This window comes from Legionella sp. JM-2024, assembly GCF_055389095.1.
In genome coordinates this window covers 2,693,025-2,714,511 of the sequence record NZ_AP039388.1, presented here as the reverse complement: position 1 = coordinate 2,714,511, position 21,487 = coordinate 2,693,025, and the positions used below count along the sequence as shown (strand labels likewise).

The window sequence follows — 21,487 nt, the reverse complement described above, 5'->3', positions numbered from 1 at the left end:
GGTTCAAAACATGGCATTTCATTACCCTGGTTAGACTATGCGCCACCCAGGCAGTTGTTCCAACAAAGATTATTTATTAGTGGTGATTTTGTTTTCCGCCCCTTTCTTCATGACAATGATGCTGATACGCCGATTTTCTGGATTGTAGGGATTGGTTTTGTCCAGAAGAACGGTAGAGGAATAGCCAGTGACAGTCATGACTTTATTTTCATCCATTCCAGCCTTAATTAATGCTCGCCTCGCAGCATTTGCTCTTTGAGCGGATAATTCCCAATTTGTGTATTCTAATTCTTCAGGATTATGGTAAGGATTCGCGTCTGTATGACCTTGAATCGTTATTTTATTGGATACTGAATTGAGTAATTTGGCTATGTTGATAAGAATGGGTTCAATTTCAGGATTAATTTTGTCTGAACCCACATCGAACATAGGTTTTTTCTGATTATCTATTAATTGAATGCGTAAACCGTCAGAAACGACATCCATCAAAAGTTGTTTTTTTAGGCCAGCAAGTGAAGGATCCTTCTCCATACTCAGATTTATTTCCGATTTCAGTTCTTCTAGCTTTTTCATTTCATTGACTTGGGATTCAACAATTTCTTTATCCTTAGCCATGCTCTCATTAATTAGTGGTTTGTTGGTGGCAGAAACCTGACCATCAGTATCTTCTATGTTAGGGCCACCACCCTTAATGGTTGCTTTTCTATTCCCCATGCTTTCACCACCAAATAGTGCTACTTTCATTGGTTGTTTAAAGTACTCGGCAATGCCTGCTTTTTGAGCTTTATTTAATGAAGCAACTAACCACATGAGTAAAAAGAATGCCATCATTGCGGTTACAAAATCGGCAAATGCTATTTTCCAGGATCCACCGTGATGCTTGTGGTTGTTTTTTTTAATTTTTCGAATGATAGGTGTATAGTGAGTCGTTTTTTCTTTTTTATCCCGCTTATCTTTTTTTTCCACCAACTCATCATTATTGGGATCGCTGATGTCATTTATTTCGCTCATGGGTGTACCTAACTGGAAGTGGCTTCAGGGGTTTCAGCAGTTGGAGCTGTTGCTTGAGCGGTTTTGGCATTTTTTATTTCATCATTTAATTGATTAAATGAAGGTCTTTGAGATGTAAACAGAACCTTACGCCCAAATTCAGCGGCAATTATTGGGGGATTATTATGTAAACTTGCTAATATGGTGACTTTAATACATTGTAGCATCAACTGATTTTGATTAGTATTTTGCTCCATAGCAGTTGCAATAGGGCCTACAAAACCATAACCAATTAAAATACCTAAAAAGGTTCCTACCAAAGCATGTGCAATTAAAACGCCTAATTCAGATGGGGGGAGACTGATCGATTCCATGGTATGAACAACACCTAATACCGCCGCAACAATACCAAAAGCAGGCATCGCATCGGCAAGTTTTGTGATGGCATTGACTGGAATCATTTCTTCCTCATGGTGAGATTCAATTTCCATATCCATCAAGCTTTCCAACTGAAAAGGCTGCATGTTAGAAGTAATAATTAATCGTAAGTAATCACAAATAAACTCAATCACGTGATGTTTTTTCATTAAATTAGGATAGCACGTAAAAATTGGACTCTTGTCGGGTTCATCTATATCGCTTTCCAGTGACATTAGACCCTGTTGCCTTGCTTTGTTTAATAGATTATATAGAAGACTTAATAAATCACTGGATGTTTGTTTTGCTGAACTTTGACTGCGAAAGGTTGCGGGAAGAGCTTTTAGAACAGCTTTTAGAACCGTAATATTGTTACCAACAATAAAGGAGCCTACAGCAGCCCCACCTATTATCAACAATTCAACGGGTTGAAAGATAGCTGCAAGGTGGCCTCCTGTCAGGCTGAAACCTCCAAACACACAGAGTAATATTACAATGTAGCCCACTATAATTAGCATATGTATATCCTATAATATTCGACAGCTCCTAGTTTCCATACTGTTTCATGGTTTTTTTAGTGGACATATCATACAGCACTATACCTTCAGTTGTTGAGAGTGGCTGATTCCAAGGCGATTTTTTTATCGCTATTTTTCCATCATCATAACCTTTTTGAATGCGTTCATGAATTGATTTTTTCGAGAACTCATAATCTTTTGAGGACAATTCTGTCTCATCATGCTCATATAAAAATCGAACAAGGGAAATAGAAGAAGAATGACCTTTTTCAATACATTGCTTTATTTCGGGATTGGATTTTTCACCAGAAGCAATATGTTTTGATAACACATGAACGCTATTTTTTAAACTATGTATTTCTTTGTAAAGATTGATCAATTTTATGAACCGGCTGGAAAATTCGATATCTTTTTTTCGTTTTAATACCTCATCAATTGATGTAGGAACCATGCCATAAGAATCAAATAGATGAATCATGAAACAAAGCATATTATTCTGATTATTTTGCGTAAGAACATAACTGACCGGTGAATTACTTGAAATACCGCCATCCCAATAATATTTACCTTCGACTTCAACTGCTGGAAAACCGGGAGGAAGGGCGCCACTGGCCATAATATGTTCAGGCCCGATTTTTTGTTTAAAGGAGTCAAAATAAGTCATTGCACCACTGCTCACTTCAACAGCACCAACACTGATTCGTGTTATTTTTTGGTTATTCAGTCGATCAAAGTCAATATACTTCTCCAAGCTATTGCGTAAAGGGGAGGTATCATAATAACTTAATAGATCAGGACTATTATGCCAACCGAATTCCGGGGATGGGAAACGAGGTACAAAAAATCCTGGCTGGCCAAAAAATAAAGCCGAATGAGCAGAAATTAAATGTTGAATCTTTCGGCTTATCTCATCATCGAAGAGAGCCGATTCATTGACTGAAGATGGGGTGGCAATGGACTCCCAAAATTGATACATTTTTTCTATGCGATCATTATCAGAATTCCCAGCAGCGATGGCAGCGTTGATCGCTCCAATTGAGGTTCCAACATACCAATGAGGGTGATATCCTGCTTCATTCAAAGCGTGTAATACACCAGTTTGGTAAGCTCCCAAAGCACCTCCACCCTGAAAGGTGCATGCAATATGATCATACTCCTGTTTTCCTGACTTCTTGGTTCGGACCATGGCAGATTACTCCATGAACCAACCATGACTGACCACTAAAGATTGTCCCGTTAAGGCATTAGATTCGAAGGAAGCGAAAAACAAAGCAGTTTGCGCCACGTCATCTGTTGTGGTGAATTCCCCATCAACTGTTTCCTTGAGCATGACTTTCTTAATCACCTCTTCTTCACTGATACCTAATTCTTTTGCTTGCTCTGGAATTTGCTTGTCAACAAGTGGGGTTCGGACAAACCCTGGGCAGATTACATTGGCTCTTACCTTATGAGCAGCCCCTTCTTTGGCAACCACCTTACATAAACCCAATAAGCCATGTTTGGCAGTAACATAAGGTGCTTTAAGTAAGGAAGCCTCTTTGGAATGTACAGAACCCATATAAATAACACTGCCACCTTTCCCAGAGGCATACATATGTTTTAAGCAAGCTTTAGTAGTTAAAAAGGCACCATCCAAATGAATAGCGAGCATTTTTTTCCAATCGGAAAAGGCTAGTTTATCGACCGATTCAATGATTTGAATACCGGCATTGCTCACTAAAACATCAACTCCTCCAAAGTGCTCTGCTACTTTATCTATACCCTGGTTTACTTGATTTTCATCGGTTACATTCATTGCTACAGCCATTGCTTGCCCACCAGATGATTTGATTTCTTCGGCTACTTGACTTGCTTGATCAAGATTTAGATCGGCGATTGCAACTTTTGCTCCTTCTTTTGCATAAACAATCGCAATTTCTTTTCCAATCCCGCTTGCAGCACCGGTGACAACAGCAACTTTATTTTTTAGTTTCATATTTACAATCCTTGTATTTGTTTTTTCATTACATGATTATAGCAACGGATTTTTGATAATGCCTTATTATTTGTTAACAAAATTTTGATTGCTCATTATAGTTTGTCTAAATTCTCACACTAAAAACTTTTTTGCTTCGATCATGGTGTGTTTCGTAAGCACTGTCAAAGGAATCCATAATCTTTGACAATCAGGTAAACAGTGAAACCATCTTAGATAAAAATCAACGACCCTGGTTCTTTGCTATTTGGAAAAAACCAGGGTCGTAAAAGGAACTCTAAAATTATTTAAAAATAATTGAGTCAATCAGTCGGGATTAGTAGTAATAATAGGGGTAGCCATTGTAGTAATAATACTCGCGTCTGTCTTGCTCTGCGCCGATTGACCCACCTACCAATGCACCAGCTCCTGCACCAATTGCGGTTCCTAACGCAGTACCACCAGAAACACCGTATCCTATACCAGCGCCTGCTGCAGCACCAACAGCTGTTCCAACTTGAGTATTGGTGCAACCCATCATCATAGTGGTTGATATCCCTATGAAAAACAACATTGCTATAATCTTTTTCATAGTAAATTTCCTTTTGTAAATTGCAACCTTCATATCAAGGATAGTACAAAATACGGAAAAAATGTATAAAATTTACTCAAATATGGATTGCTATGCCTGGTATCGAGACTCGAATGTGTTTGGCTGGCTATATTATTTGATAATTATTCAGAGGCAAATGTGTTATTTAAAAATTTACTCTAACGTCTGTTTTCCAGTAATATAAGGGTATGGATAATTAATGATTGAGGGCAATATGTTCAGTGGAAGTATAGTAGCCTTGGTAACCCCTATGCAGGATGACAAGATTGATGTTCATCGATTAAGAGATTTGGTCGAGTTTCACATAGCTAAGGGAACTCATGCTTTGGTTGCAGCGGGCACAACTGGTGAGGCTGGTACGCTATCTCATAATGAAAAACTTTTAGTTATTAAAACAGTCGTTGACCAAGCCAAAGAGAGGGTGCCTGTCATTGCAGGTACTGCCATGAATGCAACCAAGGATTGTATTGAACTGACTCAACAAGCAATGGAGTATGGGGCACATGCTGCCCTAATCATGACGCCAGCTTATATCAAACCTACTCAAGAAGGGTTGTATTTACATTATAGCCACATTGCTCAATCAGTAGCTATTCCAATTATTTTATATAATGTCCCCGGGAGAACCGCTTGTGATATGCTGCCTGAAACGGTCGCAAGACTTGCTAAAATTTCTAATATTATAGGAATAAAAGAAGCTACCGGACAAATGCCTCGTTTACAGCAAATTTTGCGGCTGTGTGATGGAAGTATTGATGTATACAGTGGTGATGATTTGACGGCTGCTCAATGGTTGTTAGCTGGAGCGAAAGGTGTTATCTCAGTGACTGCTAATGCCGCCGCCAAATTAATGGCAAAAATGTGTGATTTGGCAATGGATGGTGATCAAGCAGGGTGTTTGCGTATCCATGAACAATTAATGCCTTTGCATGAACTCCTGTTCGTGGAATCCAATCCAATTCCTGTAAAGTGGGCTATGAAAAAAATGGGATTGATAGAAGGCGAATTGAGGTTACCTATGACTGAGTTATCTGAAAATCATCATCAGGCTTTGGAAAAAATACTTAAGAATTTAGAGTTGATTTAACCGGGGATTTTGTTGTGAAAAAATTGAGTTTTGTAGTTTTAACGGTACTGGTACTAACGGCTTGTAATTCTCGCTATGCCAGTAATGGGGAAAATTTGTATTTGCAAAGCCGTAATGGTGGCGCATTGGCAGTCCCTCCTCCTTTGACCAGTGCCAATATTAGCAATTTTTATGATTTACCTGCACAAACCCAGGATGCGCGTGTGAGTATCGTGCCTCCAGTGGAAGACATAACAACTTCATAAGGGTTCATTATGACTCCATCAGAATCAGGAGAGTTGTCAATAATACAGGAGTTTTCACAGCGTATTGTGGAAGCACAACGTCAAATCAGGATTCTTGATAGTATCAAATGGGATGAATCAATCAAACAGGAGTTTTTTAAGTCCAAAGGAAAAAAGCTTCCTTCTGTTGATAAGGCTTACTATGATGGTAAGCCTTTGCCATTTAAAGTAAAAGACAAACAGGAAGAGTTTCGTATTATTTTACGTGATGCGCAGAATCAATTAGGCCAATACTCTACAGTAACTCGTTTAATCAGGCGTCAATGTGAAGAGTACAGTCGTGCAGCACACATGTTATCCGTAAGGGGTACCCCATCATTTAGTGAAATGGCTATGGAGCTGTATGGTAGTCCGGATGATGTTTTTTATGTGGGTGGACCACGTATGTGTGAAATGGGTTCTTTGCTATTTGATGTCCTAACCAGCCTACGAGTTCAGTTGCAATCCGAGGCCGATGTCAAACGCTACACACCAGTGCAGGCTCAAGAGATTTTACAGGAACGTTTGGGAAAATTTTTTGATAAACATCCGGGTCGGGTTAGTGTCATGGTGAGTGATGACATGATTGCTGATGCCGCAGCTGGGGCTGACAGTATAAAATTGAGTCAGAATGCGATGTTCAGTGATAGAGATTTACGCTATTTGGAAGTTCACGAGGGGTGGGTTCATGTTGGTACAACTCTTAATGGTGCCATGCAACCGAATTGCTTCTTTCTCTCGAAAGGGTCTCCTTCCAGCAGTGTGATTCAAGAAGGATTGGCTGTGATTACGGAAGTAGTCACTTTTTCTTCTTATCCAGGACGAATGTTGAAAATTACAAACCGTGTGATTGCTTTGGATAAAGTGACTCAAGGAGCTGATTTTATTGATATTTACCGTTATTTCCTGGAATGCGGATTGTCAGAGGAAGACAGTTACAATCAATCAGTACGTATTTTTAGAGGAAGCACCCCAACCGGTGGGCCATTTACCAAGGATTTGTCTTATGCCAAGGGTTTTGTATTAATTTACAATTATATTCGCTTTGCAATCGGGCAAAAAAGGGTAGATACAATACCTTTGTTATTTACTGGTAAATTAGTTTTGGATGATTTACCTTTATTAGGTGAATTAAAGGAACGTGAAATTTTAACCGATCCAGTCTATCTTCCTCCACCTTTTCAGGACTTGGCTGCTTTAAGTGCCTGGATGAGTTTTTCTCTTTATTTGAATCAATTTGATTTGAACGAAATTCAAAAGAATTTTCGATTTTTATTGGTTTAAAATAAATAGGGTGTGAAGGGTGTATAAACACTATAGGTTGGTGCTGAGCGCAGCGAAGCCCAACATTTATTTTAATGGGTCTGCATTTCACCAAGATGAAACGGATAATCGTGCCGGCATCGGGCGTAGGCAGCCCCTATTTTAGTCGGATTGGGGTAATAGGCGTAATGGGTTGCATTATAGTTACAGCAAGGTACTGAGCTTATAAAGCATCCTCGCTTGGCATTCCACACAAAACCCGTTTCACTGAGGTCTAAGGTTCTTCCGTCAAAACAGACGTACCTTGGTTGAGATGCTTTACCACCAATGATGCAACCTTGGGCATAGACTGTATTTGCTAAAATTAATCCAAAAAGAATTATTTTTATTCTCATTTTGTTGGCCCTATCCTTGCTATACTTCTATTTATATAGCTAGCTTAAGTTTCTATCTATTCAACAGCTGTGTTCTTTATATCGGCAAAATTTAAGGATAACTTAAGATTTTTAGCTTAAAATGAATATATGATGATTTCCGAGGAGCATATGTTATGCCAATGAATAAACATTTTTACGACATGCTATCAGATCTCTCTCTATTAGCCAGGGAAGATGAGGTTCTTCGGAATAAGGCTTTAGACGCTATATTGCAGGCTGATCCAAGTAAGCCGGATGAATTTAGAAAAGCCATAAAAGATAATGAAGACTTTTGGAAAAAATTTACAGTGTCCACTGGCGGTCATTTAATGACTCATCAAACTGAAGGTGCTCGTCGAAAAAAAAAACCAATACCAAATTATTTCACATCAGATAAATTTTTAGATTCAACAGACACAACTCACAGTTTTCAAAAGATGCACCAACTGGTTGCAGAGCAACGTGTGAGGCTCGGTTTGGTAAAATCGGACACTGAAACGTTAGTAGCTATTTTGAAAAATAACCCTGATGAATGCCGAGCTTATCTAGCATCAAAACCAGATATTTTCAGTGATCTCAGCCAAACATCTGGCTGGCAACCTGATGTCACATTAGCTCCCTTGCCTCCAGCAACCGTAGGCAAGAAAGGTAATAAATCGACTAATATTTTATCTGATTTGGCTATTGACGAGGTTAAAAAAGAAGCCAGTCAATTATTATTACTTCAGTTAATTAATGGTTCAGAGGATCAACAATTACTGAGTAATTTGTTATCCGCAGGTACCAAGACAGCAGTGGAAGGTGCAGCAAATGCCTTAGGTTTCCCAACCGAAGGAAATGGGTTGTTGTCTTATCCTTTACGTCCTGAAATCAGTACTGCTCTTACTGATCGTATAACAGAGTTAAAAGAGAAAGCAGCCAAGAGTGGGTTTGAGGGTTTTGTTAATTCGCTTAGCGATAAACAATTGTTAGATTTTGGTGAGCATTTGGAAAAAGATAATCAAAGATTCAAGGATAGTTTACCCGCACCTTTTAAAACGGATATGGCGGATACTGATTTGGATTGGGCAAAAGGAGTTTTAGGTGTCAAGTATCTACAAGTGGCTTTGGCTTCGAATGAAGGAAATATAGATCCTATCTTTGAAGCTCTCAAAGCCAAAGATGAAGTAGAATTAAAAGACAAATTAAAAGATGATGTTATGGGGCATCATGATTATATTGATCGCTCAGTCACAAAAGAAAATTTAGGCCCAATTAAAAAGGCGATGTTCCAGAATGTTGTTAATCGCATGACCAATCCAGGGCAGCTAAAGGCACTTGATGAGACTAAGAGTTTGACTAAATTCCAGGAAGCATTGGGCAAGTTAGGGATTACCCCCAATGATTGGGTAAAAGATTCTGATTTAAAAGATATGAAGCAATGGATTCGCTCTCGTCAATTGGAACTTCAAGTAAAGAGTGTATCCCAATTAGGGTCCACGGTTCATTCAAAACTATTCTCCGTATTTAAGGATCTGCCGGTAGACAAGCAAAGAGAAATTCTTGAAAAACCAGAGCAATTACGTGATATTCTGAACGCAAAAGAGAAACATATCGCTGAGCATTATTTAGGAAAAGACGCCAAAGGCATTGATGAATTGGTAGCAGAGAATACCAGATTGTCAGCTTTCAGAGAAATTCATAATTCCGAGATCGCCCGAGTTTTGGCTAATTTTAAACCTGACATCAAATTGTCTGATGATCAAGTGAAAGAAATCAATAAAGCCTTGCATGAAGCTAAAATAAGTGCTCATCCTGATACCTTTACTAACGTAGGGAAGTATAAATCTTTAATCGATAAAATTAAGGATCAGGTTGGAACTGTAGATACAGCAAAATTTTATAAAGAATTTAATCTGAATCATGATGGTTCAGCTTTTATCAAACCTCCACCAAATACAGTAACACAAAAAATTGAAAGTCAGCATAAATTTAATGAAAAGCTAATGGATGAGTATTCGACTCTTGCGAAACCTTTTCAAAAAGTAATGGATCTTTTTTTAAAACTGGAAAAAACATATACATTGGATCAAACGGCTTTATCCGGTAAACCAACCTCGCTTATCGTAGGGGGCATTGTTGCTAAAATAAATAATAGTAACTCTGCTCAAGAGCTTATAGATAAATTGGTAACACCTAATCCTCATACTGCTCCTTTAACCCCAGAACAAGTCAAATTGAAAAAGAATTTGACACGTGAAATAACTCCTGGCGTGTTTGATGAAATGAAAAACACTGCAAGACGAGCACAGTTTTTAAGTTCCAAGATAGATACTGTTCGTACAGCCTTCAAAGAGGTAGTAGCAGGTTTGGAAGAAATTCAAAAAAATCATAAACCAATAACTGATAGTAAAGCGAAATTACAATTTATAAATGGTATTGATCCTGTTCATTTATATAACCCATCTTTCCAGGGTACTGCCAAATCCAAAGCAGTTGAAATGAGAGAAAGATATCAGAAAATGTCTAAAGATAACACTCTTACTGTAGATCAATTACGGCGTCAGGTCATTGCTCTTGAGGGATATCTTGCGAATTTGCCTGATGATAATCAATTTAAAGCACCATTGAGTCCAGAACAAAAAGAGTTAATTAAACAATTACGTACGGATCTGGAAAAGGAATTGAAAGCAGTTAGGGAAGATCTGAAATTTTATGAAACTGTTCAGAAAAATCTGGGGAAAATATTGGAAGCAGTGGATGTTGCGGCCAAAGGTAAGCAACATTATTTTTATAATCCGGAAGGTGTGACACGACACCCTCCTATATCTCCTAATGAAATATCCACCTTACCCAAGCTATCAGGGACTCCTTCGATTTCGCCCCATACCTCTGTTACAACACACTCCACAGGAACGATAAAAGACTATCTTTTGGGAGAAAGGGTTCCGGAAGGGAAAATTCAACCAGTCGATGTCTCCCATAAAACGAAAACTCAAGATGGAAGATCTATCGAATACGTTGGACGGTATACTGCAGATCCCAATGCCCCTAGTCAGGTAACTAGTAAAAAGGGCGAAACAAGCAGGGTTCCTGGTGGAAAATATGAAGTATTACAATTTCCAAACCAAGATCCACCCCCACAAACACGAGAGGAACAAATTGCTCTGGCTGAAGCCAGAGTTAAGTTTGCCATGACCATGGCCATTGATATTTTATCGAATCTGGATGCGCCGCCAAGCAAGGATAAACCTTTGGTATTACGAGGCTCTAACGAAGAGGAGTTGAAATATTTGTATACGGCTTTTGTTGTTCTTGGTGAAAATAATCCAAAATTGAAGTTTGGTAAAGATGCAATTGAAGTGAATTCAGCGGTATTTAACCCTGATCATGAAAAAGGAAGGTTGTGGGGATTTAAGGGCGATTCGCTGTATAGTTCAGTGTTTACTAATAAAAATTTAACCTCAGTATCTACTATAGTAGATAATAAGATTAAACATATGCAAACCATAAGCGAAGAAAAATTTGGTGGTGTAAAAGAACGAAAAAAGGTGGATTCTAAAGTAGAAGAGTTGACTGAAAAACAAAGTCAAATGAAGAAAGCCTTACAGGCAGTCCATAAAACCACTGAAGAGACTATTGAGCAAGTAGGGCCAGCGCCAGAAACTCCATCAAAAAAAGGAAGTGTTTAAATAATTATCTTCGATTAAAATCATGTTATAGAGAATAGTTCCCGGGAGTTGGAGAAAGAACTAGAGTCTACAATAAGGAGTAATAAATTGAACTCTAATAAGGAATTGGCTATTGGTGTATTTGATTCAGGTATGGGGGGGCTAACGGTTTTAAGAGCGTTGCGTGATCAATTACCCCGTGAATCTTTTGTTTATTTAGGAGATACTGCTCGTCTTCCTTATGGGACGAAAAGTCCTGATACAGTGAAACAATATGCTATGCAAATGGCAAAGATTCTGGTTGAGCGACGAATAAAAGCCTTGGTTATTGCATGTAATACCGCAACTACGGCTGCTTTATCTCATTTACAGAACATGTTGGAGGATATTCCGGTTTTAGGTGTGGTGGCACCAGGAGCTGAGGCCGCAGTTTCAGCTACAAGGAATTACCGTATCGCTGTTCTTGCCACGGAAACAACGATTGCTTCAAAGGCGTATCATGATTTGATAGTAAAGAATTTACCTCAAGCGGTTGTCAGCAGTAGGGCGTGTAGTGTTTTAGTGGCTTTAGCGGAAGAAGGGATGGTTAATAATTCCGTTGCTCGTGAGGCATTGAAGCATTATCTTGATGATTTTTCTGATGAGGATGCCGTGTTACTGGGATGCACTCATTTTCCTGTATTTAAACCCTTGTTATCCAGTCTGTTGCCTGAAGGAGTAGCAATTGTAGATTCTGCACAAGCTACCGCAATTTCTCTTCACGAATTATTGCGAAATCAGAATTTACACAATGACGATTTGGTTATTACTCCTAAGATCAGTTACCTGGTTACGGATTCTATCAGCAGGTTCCAGAAAGTAGGTGAGATCTTTTTGGGCGAACAGCTGAGCTTGGATGATATTGAATTGATTGATGCCAAGGGTTGAACGTTTGGTTTTTTTATTATAGAGCGCATTAGGCTTGCCTAATGTAGGATGTGGGGGATTGTAGTTTCACCCTGATTAAAGCTGTGTTTATTGTAGTTCTGGTTTACAATTATCCGTTCCCTCACGGTCGCTGCCTGATGTATTCCCACGAATTTAGAATGAATTTATCCCGAACCCGTTCATGCTGAGGAGGAGCGCAGCGACGTCTCGAAGCACTAGCAACCAAGCCTGATGTTACACTTCGAGACGTCGCTGCGCTCCTCCTCAGTGCGAACGGTTTCTGAGAGATGGTCACAAAAAATGATTGTGTCTATTAAGATACTTTTGTGTATTGAGAAACACCATTTGGATACCGCGCATAAAGCGTGGTACGTAGGCAGTTAGTAACCTGTTAATTTTGTGAGGATCTCTCAGGAACGGTTTCGATTAGAATAAAAGATGGAATAGTTATTTTAATCAAATAGATACGGCTATGTTTCGTGGGGATACATCAGGTCGCGACTCGGATTAGCATCCAAACCGAGCCGCGATCGTGAGGAAATGGATGGTAAATCATTTTATTGAACCCTGGAGAAGATACGCCCTCTCAATGGTTTTATTAATTGGTATCTAATCAATGAAAGGAAAGTTATTCTTCTTTAGGCGGTCGATTCATTAGGTTATTAACAGCCTGTTCAGCATTGATAACACCATGTAAAAGCGCGTTGATCTGCTCGCAGATCGGCATTTCTATATTATTTTTATTGGCTATAGAGCAAACTTGCGCCGCATTGTGTTTCCCTTCCACAACCTGCCCAATTTGGTGTTCAGCTTCCTGGATTGATACTTTGCGACCCAAAAGCAACCCGAAACGACGATTACGCGATTGATCATCGGTACAAGTTAATACGAGGTCTCCTACACCAGCTAAACCCAGAAAAGTATCTTGCTTGGCCCCTAAACTCTGTCCTAAACGACTCATTTCAGCAAGCCCACGGGTAATGAGAGCTGCTTTGGCATTGGCTCCATATCCTAAGCCATCACTGATTCCACAGGCTATTGCCAAAATATTCTTAACTGCACCACATAGTTGCACACCTATCAAATCATCACTTAAATACACCCGAATATTGTCGTGATGAAATAACTCGTGAATGTTTTTTTGATAATTGATGTTGTTACTTGCCAGTGTGAGGGCCGTAGGCAAAAAGCGAGCGACTTCTTTTGCAAAGGATGGCCCTGAAACAACGGCAATAGGAAAATCAGTTCCAAATGTCTCAACAACCAGCTGACTTAATAAACGACAACTCCCAGGGTCAACGCCTTTGGTAAGCCATGCCAGCCCTTGAATTGGTTTAGGGATTTTATTAATTAATTCCGCAAAGGCATGCGATGGAACCGCTATAATAACGTAATCGGCAGTTTGAACGCACAGGTTTAAATCATCAGATGGAATTAAATTCTTTGGAAAACGAACACCAGGAATGTAAGCAGGATTAGAGTGTTGTTTAGTCATAAGAGCTACATGCTGTGGGTTATGACTCCACAGCAGGATCTTATGCCCTATTTTAGCTAAATGAATTGCAACCGCGGTGCCCCAGGAACCGGCACCTAGTATGGCAATAGTTTTTTTGTTCATCTGTATCTATTCACCACAATGTTAAACTCTTGGGGAAAAGCCAGATTTGAGCGCAGGTCGGGCAAAATATGGCTTTTCGGTGAACTGTGCTGAAAAGTCATGTTCATTTTAGTGAGATGTAGTCTCATCTTTAACCTTGTTTTCTTTTTGTTTCTCTGCTACTTGTTGCATATACAATGCATCGAAATTAATCGGTGCTAATACCAATTGAGGGAAACTGCCACGAATGACTTGAGAAGTGATCGCCTCACGCGCATAGGGAAAAAGGATGCTGGGGCAGAAGCTATTAAGCAAGTGATCCAATTGGTTTGCAGCCGCACCTTGAATGGTAAAGATACCAGCTTGTTTTACTTCAACCAAAAACGCGGTGGTTTTTTGATTCATGACAGTAGCTGTTACAGTTAATACCACTTCATAGACGTCTTTATCAAGTTGCGTGCTAGTGGTGTTTAGATCCAGCTTAAGCTCTGGCTCCCATTGTTGTTGGAAAACAGCAGGAGTATTCGGTGTTTCATAGGACAAATCTTTTACATAGATTCTTTGAATCATGAATTGAGCTTCTTCATTTTGTTGGTTGGTGTTTGGTTGTTCAGTCATATCTTAGTCCTATTTTTTTAAAAGTTCGTTTAATGTTCCCTGTGCCTCCAGGGTGTATAAGTCATCACAGCCACCAATGGCTTGGCCATTAATAAAAATTTGGGGTACTGTTCGTCGGCCACTTTTTTTTATCATTTCTTCACGTAATTCGGGTTGCAAATCAACGCGAATGTCCGTATAGATTATTTTTTTTCTATCTAATAATTCCCTGGCCTTCACACAATAAGGGCAATAGCCAGTAGTGTACATGACCACCGTACTCATATATTTATTTTCCTTTCACTAAAGGGAGATCAGCATTTTGCCATGCCAGGATTCCCCCTCCCAGAACCAAGGGTTGGTAGCCTTGATTACGGATTTTAACCGCGACAGCAGAGGATTGTTGTCCACGGGCGCAAACGAGGATAATCGATTTATTTTTATATTTGGTCATTTTTTGCTGTTCAAATTCATCAGGGCTGGCATTGATTGAATTAATGATATGACCATTTTTAAATGATTCTTTATCACGTAAATCGATTACAATGGCATTTTCATTGTTCATTAAATCAACCAAAGACTGAGGAGACAATTCTTTTGCCTTCTTTTTTTGAGACAGTATTTCATTAATAAAAATTAGAAGTATGACCACAACAAAGGCAAGCCAGAGTTGCCAATGATTCATAATAAATTGTCCGATTTGTTCCATAGTGTACTCGAGATATTTTTTAATTTGACGAATTATCCTAAGATTAATGCTTTAACGCAAGTAAAGCATTCTAGCCGACATCCCTCATTGCGTCTTTTTTGCTAAAAATTGAGAAAATTTGAATCATAAAAGCTCATCTGGTTGTATGTAAACTCGGCTTTTCGCTTCAAATTGTCTCGATTTTTATTTTAAAAAATACTATGGAGCGGAGTGTTGGTTTTAGTAATTCCCTTGTTCGTCTTTTTCTCGATTTCGTTTTAACAAAACATACACTGCTCCAAGTCCTCCATCTTTGGGGGTAGCACTATGAAATGCCAGTACTTGACTAAATTGTGGTAACCAGCGATTGATCAGATTTTTTATTACTGGAGGGGCACCATGATGCCCACCTTTTCCATGGATAATAAGTAAACAACGTTTATTATTTTTAGATTGAGTTTGAATGAAATGACAAAGAGCTTGGCGAGCTGCCTCAATTTTTAATCCATGCAAATCCAATTTTGCTTCCCATGGCACTTGGCCATTTTTTAGTGCTCGGAATCTCTGATTTGGAATGCCAGGGTTAGCAAAGGATAAAATTGTATTGGACTGCACCGTATCACTAATAAAATCGGATAAAAAATACTCTTCTTTTTGTACTGAATTATTCTTGACAATGGGTGGATTTTTTTCTTGAGATGATGCCGGGTTTGTTACCCGTTTTGTTTTTTCATTGAGTGGTTTTACCGAACGCATGTGATTGCGAAACAGAGCTTTATCCTCATCAGACAGGAAATCATCAGTCATTTTTTTACAAGAATTGAAAATATATATTTAAATTATAACTTAATTTGGAGCAATTCCTGAGAGCCTGTTCAAAGTCTCCTGTGTCGGCCATAAATCCTTGATTTTTTCCGATTCGTTGCTCACGTACTTCATGTACGCTGCGCTACGATTCTCAAAAATCAAGGATTTCTGACTCAACCCAGGAGACTTTGAACAGGCTCTGAGAAGAGAAACACGACAAATTTTCTGGTTTAGTGTACAATTTGTACTTTTTATATGGTTAGGATTAATGTGCCCATGAGCAGTTATTTTATGAAAGAGACAGAAGAATTAGTTACTATTCTGGATTTTCTACGATTCAGTTTGTCCTGTGCTGAAAATGCACAATTGTTTTATGGCCACGGAACGGATAACGCCTGGGATGACATGCGTTCTCTGATATTAAGAAGTTTATCTTTGCCATATGATGTTGATCCTCTTTTGTTGAATGCACGTTTAACTACCGGAGAACGGAAACATCTCTGTATTCAATTGGATAAAAGAATTAATCAAAGGGTTCCTGTGCCTTATTTAATTAAGGAAGCCTATTTTTGTGATTTGCCTTTTTATGTTGATGAGCGTGTACTGATTCCCAGATCACCAATAGGGGAGTTAATTAATAATCAATTTTCACCATGGGTAGAAGTGGATCAAGTACATCATATTTTGGATTTGTGTACGGGTAGTGGTTGTATTGCTATTGCATGCTGCTATGCTTTCCCTGAAGCTCAGGTCGATGCCGTGGATATTTCAAGTGAAGCCCTTTCTGTTGCTGCTATGAATTGTGAGCGATTGGAAGTTACTAACCAATTGCAACTGATCGAATCCGATTGTTTTATGGCCGTTTCGGATAAGAAATATGATTTGATAGTGAGTAATCCCCCTTATGTGGGTAAGGAAGAGATGCAAACTTTACCGGATGAATATCGCCATGAACCGGTTCTTGCTTTGGAAACAGGTGATAATGGCTTGACTATTATTGAAAAAATTCTCAAGAGCGCCCATGCTTATTTAAGCGAACATGGGGTTTTGATAGTAGAAGTAGGTAATAGTGAAGAGGCTTTATATGATAAGTATCCTTCGGTCCCGTTCACTTGGTTGGAAATGAGCAATGGTGGGCAAGGCGTGTTTTTATTAACAAAACAACAATTAGAAGAATATTTTAGTTAAGCGAGAAATACATGTCAGGGAATACCTTTGGAACATTATTTACGGTAACAACCTTTGGTGAAAGCCATGGTCCTGCTATCGGATGTGTGGTGGATGGTTGCCCACCTGGAATGCTTTTAAATGAAGCGGATATCCAACCTTTTTTAGACAAACGTAAACCCGGTCAATCCAAATACACCACTCAAAGACGAGAAGAAGACCAAGTACAAATCCTTTCTGGTGTTTTTGAAGGGAAGACAACAGGTGCTCCCATTGCATTACTGATCCAGAATACGGATCAACGCTCTAGAGATTATGAGGACATTAAAAATTTGTTTCGCCCAGGACACGCTGATTTTACCTATCATCATAAATATGGGCACAGAGATTATCGGGGTGGGGGGCGTTCTTCTGCACGAGAAACGGCGGCACGAGTTGCTGCAGGCGCTATTGCCAGGTTGTATTTGCAACGTCATTTCAACGTGGACATTATTGGTTATTTGCAACAAATGGGTGATCTGAAGTTGAAGTTTGAAAACGAAGAGGAAATCAATAAAAATCCTTTTTTTTGCCCTAATAACAAGCAAATTCAAGAATTAGCTGATTATATAGACAGGTTAAGACGTCAAGGTGATTCAGTGGGTGCACGAGTGAAGATAGCAGCACGGGGGGTGCCGATAGGGCTAGGTGATCCGGTATTTGATAAACTTGATGCTACTTTAGCTTATGCCATGATGTCGATTAACGCGGTAAAAGGTGTTGAAATAGGTGCTGGTTTTAATGCTGTTGAACAGTTAGGAAGCGTGCATCGAGATCAAATGAAACAGGATGGATTTTTGAGTAATAATGCTGGTGGTATTTTAGGAGGTATAGCTACAGGGCAACCAATTGAGGTAAGTATCGCTCTAAAGCCAACTTCAAGTATTACAACCCCTGGCCAGACAATTAATACTCAAGGAGAAGAGGTTACGGTAGTAACAAAAGGCAGGCATGATCCTTGTGTGGGGATAAGAGCTGTACCAATAGCTGAAGCGATGATGGCTTTGGTATTAATGGATCATTATTTGCGACACAAGGCGCAGTGTTGCAGTGTTATTTCATAGCACTGTTGGCTCTAAATAAAAGCCCGTATTAGGCTTAGCTAATACGGTTATATTAATACTTTATTTTTTAATTCATGATCATTACATTATGAGGTCATAATGAGCAGACGTTTGAATGTAGCTATCGTAGGTGCCACGGGCGCTGTTGGAGAAACTTTTTTAACTGTTTTGGAGGAAAGGAATTTTCCAATAGAATATCTTTATCCATTAGCCAGTTCTCGCTCAGTGGGTAAGACGGTTACTTTCAGGGGCGAAGAACTCGATGTTCTCGATCTGGCGGATTTTGATTTTAGCAAGGTGGATATTGCTTTATTTTCTGCGGGTGGTTCTGTTTCAAAAGAATACGCTCCAAAAGCTGTGGCTGCAGGATGCGTGGTTGTTGATAATACGTCTTGTTTTCGTTATGACGATGATATTCCTCTCGTTGTCCCTGAAGTTAATCCTCATCGAATTGCGGAGTATACTAAAAGAGGCATCATCGCTAATCCCAACTGCTCTACTATCCAGATGGTAGTTGCTTTAAAACCTCTATATGATGCGGCTGGTATTACTCGTATCAATGTGGCGACTTATCAGTCTGTTTCAGGAACTGGAAAAAAGGCTATCAGCGAGCTTGTTGCTCAGGTAGGAGACCTTTTGAATGGTAGACCAGCCAAAGTTCAAATTTATCCTCAGCAAATTGCTTTTAATGTTCTCCCACATATCGATCAGTTTGAAGACAATGGTTATACCCGTGAAGAAATGAAGATGGTTTGGGAAACTCGTAAGATTATGGAAGATAACGATATTATGGTTAATCCTACTGCTGTTAGAGTCCCTGTTATTTATGGGCATTCCGAAGCGATTCATGTGGAATTAAAAAAACCTTTGACTGCCGATGATGCTCGTGCTCTTCTTGCAAAGGCTCCTGGTGTGACCGTAATAGATAATATTTCTAAAGCAAGTTATCCCACGGTGATTAAAAACGCGGTAGGACACGATGATGTTTTTGTTGGGCGTATAAGACAGGATATTTCTCATCCTTGCGGATTAAATTTATGGGTAGTTGCTGATAACATCCGCAAAGGTGCTGCAACTAATGCTGTGCAAATTGCTGAAATTCTGCAAAGAGAATTTTTGTGATGGCGACATAACCATAATAATGAAGTCTGTTAGAAAAAATGCCATACTTTTTATATCCTAAGTTATACTTTTATTATATATCTATTAAATTTTGGAAAAGATGGCGAAAGAATATTATTTATCCGATGAGATTGAAGAGATAGTGCTTGCGAGTACTGTATTGTCTTACTCTAGGTCTAATTTATCATCAAAACGGTTTAATGATTTAAAAAATGGGCTAATTCCTTGTGAAGCCCAATTGGATTTAAGCGGTCAAAAAACGGAATCGGCTCGTAAGGCTTTATATCAATTTATCCAAACTCAAATAAAAAATAATAAACAGTGTGTCCTGGTTATTCATGGTACAGACAGTTCTCAGGACAAACCTCCCTTAATAAAAAACTTAATTAATCGGTGGTTACCCCAAATCAATGAAGTATTGGCATTTCATAGTGCCAAACCTAAAGACGGAGGTTCCGGGGCGGTTTATGTATTGCTGGGATCAGTATTTAATGCCGAATTACCAACCCGTTTGCCTACTGATAAACGAGAAAGTTCTTTTTTGATAGCTGAAACAAAATCCATGGAAAGGAAGAGACGTTTAGCTGAGCAACAGGGGGAAAGACGATTTGCGTCTGTAAAAGCACGTGAGCATCCTGATGAAGAAATGAAAGTTGCGCCTGAAGGAGAGTTACAAAACAACATATTGCAACACCCAGAGCTGGACAGTCAGCGCTTTGATGGCATAGATCCTAATTTAAACCCTGAGCCACCTCTTAATACGGAAGCACGAAGGGAGTTTGATAATGAGAAAAGAGAACAGGACAAAGAAAAACAATTGCGTTTAGGTAACATGCCAAAATTTACTACAGCACCTACTCCCCGGGGGCCCTAAATGAGTATCGCGAACGATATCATCAGCCATAGAATGCCTGATTTTGACGCTTATCTGCGCGAGGGCGAATCTCTGGATGATATCGATGAATATGGTTTTACTCCCATGATAGAGTGTGCTATCACTCGCCAAGTAAAAATAGCAGAACAATTAATTGCCAGAAAAGTCAATATTGATAAACCGGATGTCACAGGGCGCACCCCTTTGCATTGGGCTGTCGATAATAATGATTTGGATATGACCAGGCTCCTGTTAACTTATGGTGCTGATCCTAATGCCTATACTCGTAACGGGCTTTGTGTATTGGTTTATCCTGTTTTGCGTGGGCAAGATGCCATAAAACAATTGTTGTACCATCATGGTGCCAAGTTAGATTTTGCCCTTGATTTTATTAATGCCAAATTGATTGGACATCGTTTCGAACTCCAAGGCGACGTAGACATAGTCAATGCTAAAGGTGAATTTATTGAATTGGACTATGAAGGGTTTATTCTGGAATTTACTGTTGCAGTAGTAAAAGATTCTTTGCGGAGATTTATCAGTAGTTATTCTACTCGCCACTTAAGGGAACATTTCCCATTAATTCATAATATTATGGATTCTTTTAGTGATGCTGCAGAATTATTGCAGTATCAACATCACCCTAGACTTAATGAGCAGCATTTTAAACGTATTGCCGACTTATTACAGGCACCCATGCTAATTCTTCCTGCTGCAAGCCGCGGACATGCTTTGTGTTTTGTACGATATCACCAGTGGTGGGCAAAAATTGATAGAGGTGAAAATAGCTTGAAAGAAGGAAGCGTTAATATTTATCGAATAACCAGACCAGAAGCGCTCACTGTTCAATTTATTAATGATTTTTTATATAAAAAGCAAAACAGACGATATTATCATCATGTTATTAATCAACAACTGGGATTGCTTCCTTTTGCTCAAATGCCGATCAGTTCCCAAATCAGTGGCAATTGTTCCTGGGCTAATGTGCAAGCAGTTGTTCCTGTCGCGTATGCAATTCAAGAATTAACGAGCGTAGAGAATTTTAATTCTGATGTAGCCTTGTCATTGTACAATGAATGGGTTGAGTGGGATAAAGACAGGGCGCTTGACGAATGTGTTCAACGTTTTTACTTGGCTGGCCCTGAGCGTAAGGCGAGTATTGCAGCGCTATTGGGGGGGATTCTATTTCAGGCTTGCGATCATGGAAACAGTCATCATTTAGAAAGAGCTGAGAAAATTCTTAATATTTTGATTTTAGAAGAATACTATTATGTTTTGAGTAGTTATCTGGAAGAGTATTGTATTAAGCGATTAACTCGCAAAGGAAATAATTTATTGAAAATTCTGGATGATTGTGGAATTAATCCTAATATTGGAGTTAATCCTATTGCGACAGGTTTATGAAAATAAAGCTCGTAATTGTTCACAGGCCGT

At 39.1% G+C, this 21,487-nt stretch carries 21 protein-coding genes; 10 read left to right on the top strand and 11 right to left on the bottom strand.

Features of this window, described 5'->3' with window-relative positions; genetic code table 11:
• Positions 1-69 precede the first annotated feature (69 nt).
• The 5 genes from motB to ACZ5EK_RS11780 all read right to left on the bottom strand — a co-directional run bounded on the left by motB (position 70) and on the right by ACZ5EK_RS11780 (position 4,471).
• Positions 70-1,011 (bottom strand): flagellar motor protein MotB, encoded by a 942-nt coding sequence (gene motB / locus ACZ5EK_RS11800; RefSeq protein ID WP_464429790.1) that lies wholly within the window; start codon positions 1,009-1,011, stop codon positions 70-72.
• An 8-nt stretch (positions 1,012-1,019) separates the two neighbouring features.
• Complete coding sequence (motA, locus tag ACZ5EK_RS11795) at positions 1,020-1,925, bottom strand: flagellar motor stator protein MotA (RefSeq protein ID WP_464429789.1); 906 nt, start codon at positions 1,923-1,925, stop codon at positions 1,020-1,022.
• A 28-nt stretch (positions 1,926-1,953) separates the two neighbouring features.
• Entirely contained in the window at positions 1,954-3,111 is a 1,158-nt protein-coding gene (locus ACZ5EK_RS11790; RefSeq protein WP_464429788.1) for a patatin-like phospholipase family protein, read from the bottom strand.
• A gap of 6 nt (positions 3,112-3,117) precedes the next feature.
• Positions 3,118-3,900, bottom strand: coding sequence for a 3-hydroxybutyrate dehydrogenase (locus tag ACZ5EK_RS11785; protein WP_464429787.1), 783 nt, complete (start codon positions 3,898-3,900; stop codon positions 3,118-3,120).
• Positions 3,901-4,216: 316 nt separating this feature from the next.
• Positions 4,217-4,471, bottom strand: coding sequence for a glycine zipper domain-containing protein (locus tag ACZ5EK_RS11780; RefSeq protein WP_464424734.1), 255 nt, complete (start codon positions 4,469-4,471; stop codon positions 4,217-4,219).
• Between the two features lie 235 nt (positions 4,472-4,706).
• Between ACZ5EK_RS11780 and dapA the strand changes: the two genes are divergently transcribed.
• Genes dapA through ACZ5EK_RS11765 form a run of 3 tightly spaced genes read left to right on the top strand, consistent with a single transcriptional unit; the run spans position 4,707 to position 7,126 of the window.
• On the top strand, positions 4,707-5,579 hold the full coding sequence (gene dapA / locus ACZ5EK_RS11775) for a 4-hydroxy-tetrahydrodipicolinate synthase (protein ID WP_464432494.1): 873 nt from the start codon (positions 4,707-4,709) through the stop codon (positions 5,577-5,579).
• A gap of 14 nt (positions 5,580-5,593) precedes the next feature.
• Complete coding sequence (locus tag ACZ5EK_RS11770) at positions 5,594-5,824, top strand: hypothetical protein (protein WP_464429786.1); 231 nt, start codon at positions 5,594-5,596, stop codon at positions 5,822-5,824.
• A gap of 9 nt (positions 5,825-5,833) precedes the next feature.
• On the top strand, positions 5,834-7,126 hold the full coding sequence (locus tag ACZ5EK_RS11765; protein ID WP_464429785.1) for a flavohemoglobin expression-modulating QEGLA motif protein: 1,293 nt from the start codon (positions 5,834-5,836) through the stop codon (positions 7,124-7,126).
• A 71-nt stretch (positions 7,127-7,197) separates the two neighbouring features.
• Here ACZ5EK_RS11765 and ACZ5EK_RS11760 read toward each other — a convergent pair whose 3' ends face one another.
• The gene (locus ACZ5EK_RS11760) at positions 7,198-7,500 is read right to left on the bottom strand and encodes a hypothetical protein (RefSeq protein WP_464429783.1); all 303 of its coding nucleotides are present in this window, start codon (positions 7,498-7,500) and stop codon (positions 7,198-7,200) included.
• Positions 7,501-7,655: 155 nt separating this feature from the next.
• Between ACZ5EK_RS11760 and ACZ5EK_RS11755 the strand changes: the two genes are divergently transcribed.
• Positions 7,656-11,192 carry an interaptin gene (locus ACZ5EK_RS11755; protein ID WP_464429782.1) on the top strand — a complete coding sequence of 1,179 codons (3,537 nt, stop codon included), beginning with the start codon at positions 7,656-7,658 and terminating at the stop codon, positions 11,190-11,192.
• An 87-nt stretch (positions 11,193-11,279) separates the two neighbouring features.
• Positions 11,280-12,098 (top strand): glutamate racemase, encoded by an 819-nt coding sequence (murI, locus tag ACZ5EK_RS11750; protein ID WP_464429781.1) that lies wholly within the window; start codon positions 11,280-11,282, stop codon positions 12,096-12,098.
• A gap of 628 nt (positions 12,099-12,726) precedes the next feature.
• On the opposite strand, the gene ACZ5EK_RS11745 is transcribed toward murI, so the two are convergent.
• From ACZ5EK_RS11745 to ACZ5EK_RS11725, 5 genes are all read right to left on the bottom strand, one after another.
• Entirely contained in the window at positions 12,727-13,716 is a 990-nt protein-coding gene (locus tag ACZ5EK_RS11745) for an NAD(P)H-dependent glycerol-3-phosphate dehydrogenase (RefSeq protein ID WP_464429780.1), read from the bottom strand.
• Positions 13,717-13,824: 108 nt separating this feature from the next.
• Positions 13,825-14,313 carry a protein-export chaperone SecB gene (gene secB / locus ACZ5EK_RS11740; RefSeq protein ID WP_464429778.1) on the bottom strand — a complete coding sequence of 163 codons (489 nt, stop codon included), beginning with the start codon at positions 14,311-14,313 and terminating at the stop codon, positions 13,825-13,827.
• A gap of 9 nt (positions 14,314-14,322) precedes the next feature.
• Entirely contained in the window at positions 14,323-14,577 is a 255-nt protein-coding gene (gene grxC, locus ACZ5EK_RS11735) for a glutaredoxin 3 (protein ID WP_464429776.1), read from the bottom strand.
• A 4-nt stretch (positions 14,578-14,581) separates the two neighbouring features.
• Positions 14,582-15,001, bottom strand: coding sequence for a rhodanese-like domain-containing protein (locus tag ACZ5EK_RS11730; RefSeq protein WP_464429775.1), 420 nt, complete (start codon positions 14,999-15,001; stop codon positions 14,582-14,584).
• Between the two features lie 219 nt (positions 15,002-15,220).
• Complete coding sequence (locus tag ACZ5EK_RS11725) at positions 15,221-15,787, bottom strand: Smr/MutS family protein (RefSeq protein ID WP_464424718.1); 567 nt, start codon at positions 15,785-15,787, stop codon at positions 15,221-15,223.
• A gap of 276 nt (positions 15,788-16,063) precedes the next feature.
• Between ACZ5EK_RS11725 and prmB the strand changes: the two genes are divergently transcribed.
• The 5 genes from prmB to ankH all read left to right on the top strand — a co-directional run bounded on the left by prmB (position 16,064) and on the right by ankH (position 21,457).
• Complete coding sequence (prmB, locus tag ACZ5EK_RS11720) at positions 16,064-16,975, top strand: 50S ribosomal protein L3 N(5)-glutamine methyltransferase (RefSeq protein WP_464429774.1); 912 nt, start codon at positions 16,064-16,066, stop codon at positions 16,973-16,975.
• Positions 16,976-16,986: 11 nt separating this feature from the next.
• Positions 16,987-18,057 carry a chorismate synthase gene (aroC, locus tag ACZ5EK_RS11715; RefSeq protein WP_464429773.1) on the top strand — a complete coding sequence of 357 codons (1,071 nt, stop codon included), beginning with the start codon at positions 16,987-16,989 and terminating at the stop codon, positions 18,055-18,057.
• A gap of 99 nt (positions 18,058-18,156) precedes the next feature.
• Positions 18,157-19,179, top strand: coding sequence for an aspartate-semialdehyde dehydrogenase (locus tag ACZ5EK_RS11710; protein ID WP_464429772.1), 1,023 nt, complete (start codon positions 18,157-18,159; stop codon positions 19,177-19,179).
• A 100-nt stretch (positions 19,180-19,279) separates the two neighbouring features.
• Positions 19,280-20,053, top strand: coding sequence for a Smr/MutS family protein (locus tag ACZ5EK_RS11705; protein ID WP_464429769.1), 774 nt, complete (start codon positions 19,280-19,282; stop codon positions 20,051-20,053).
• On the top strand, positions 20,054-21,457 hold the full coding sequence (gene ankH, locus ACZ5EK_RS11700) for a Dot/Icm T4SS effector AnkH/LegA3 (protein WP_464429767.1): 1,404 nt from the start codon (positions 20,054-20,056) through the stop codon (positions 21,455-21,457). It begins immediately after the preceding gene.
• Positions 21,458-21,487: the final 30 nt, after the last annotated feature.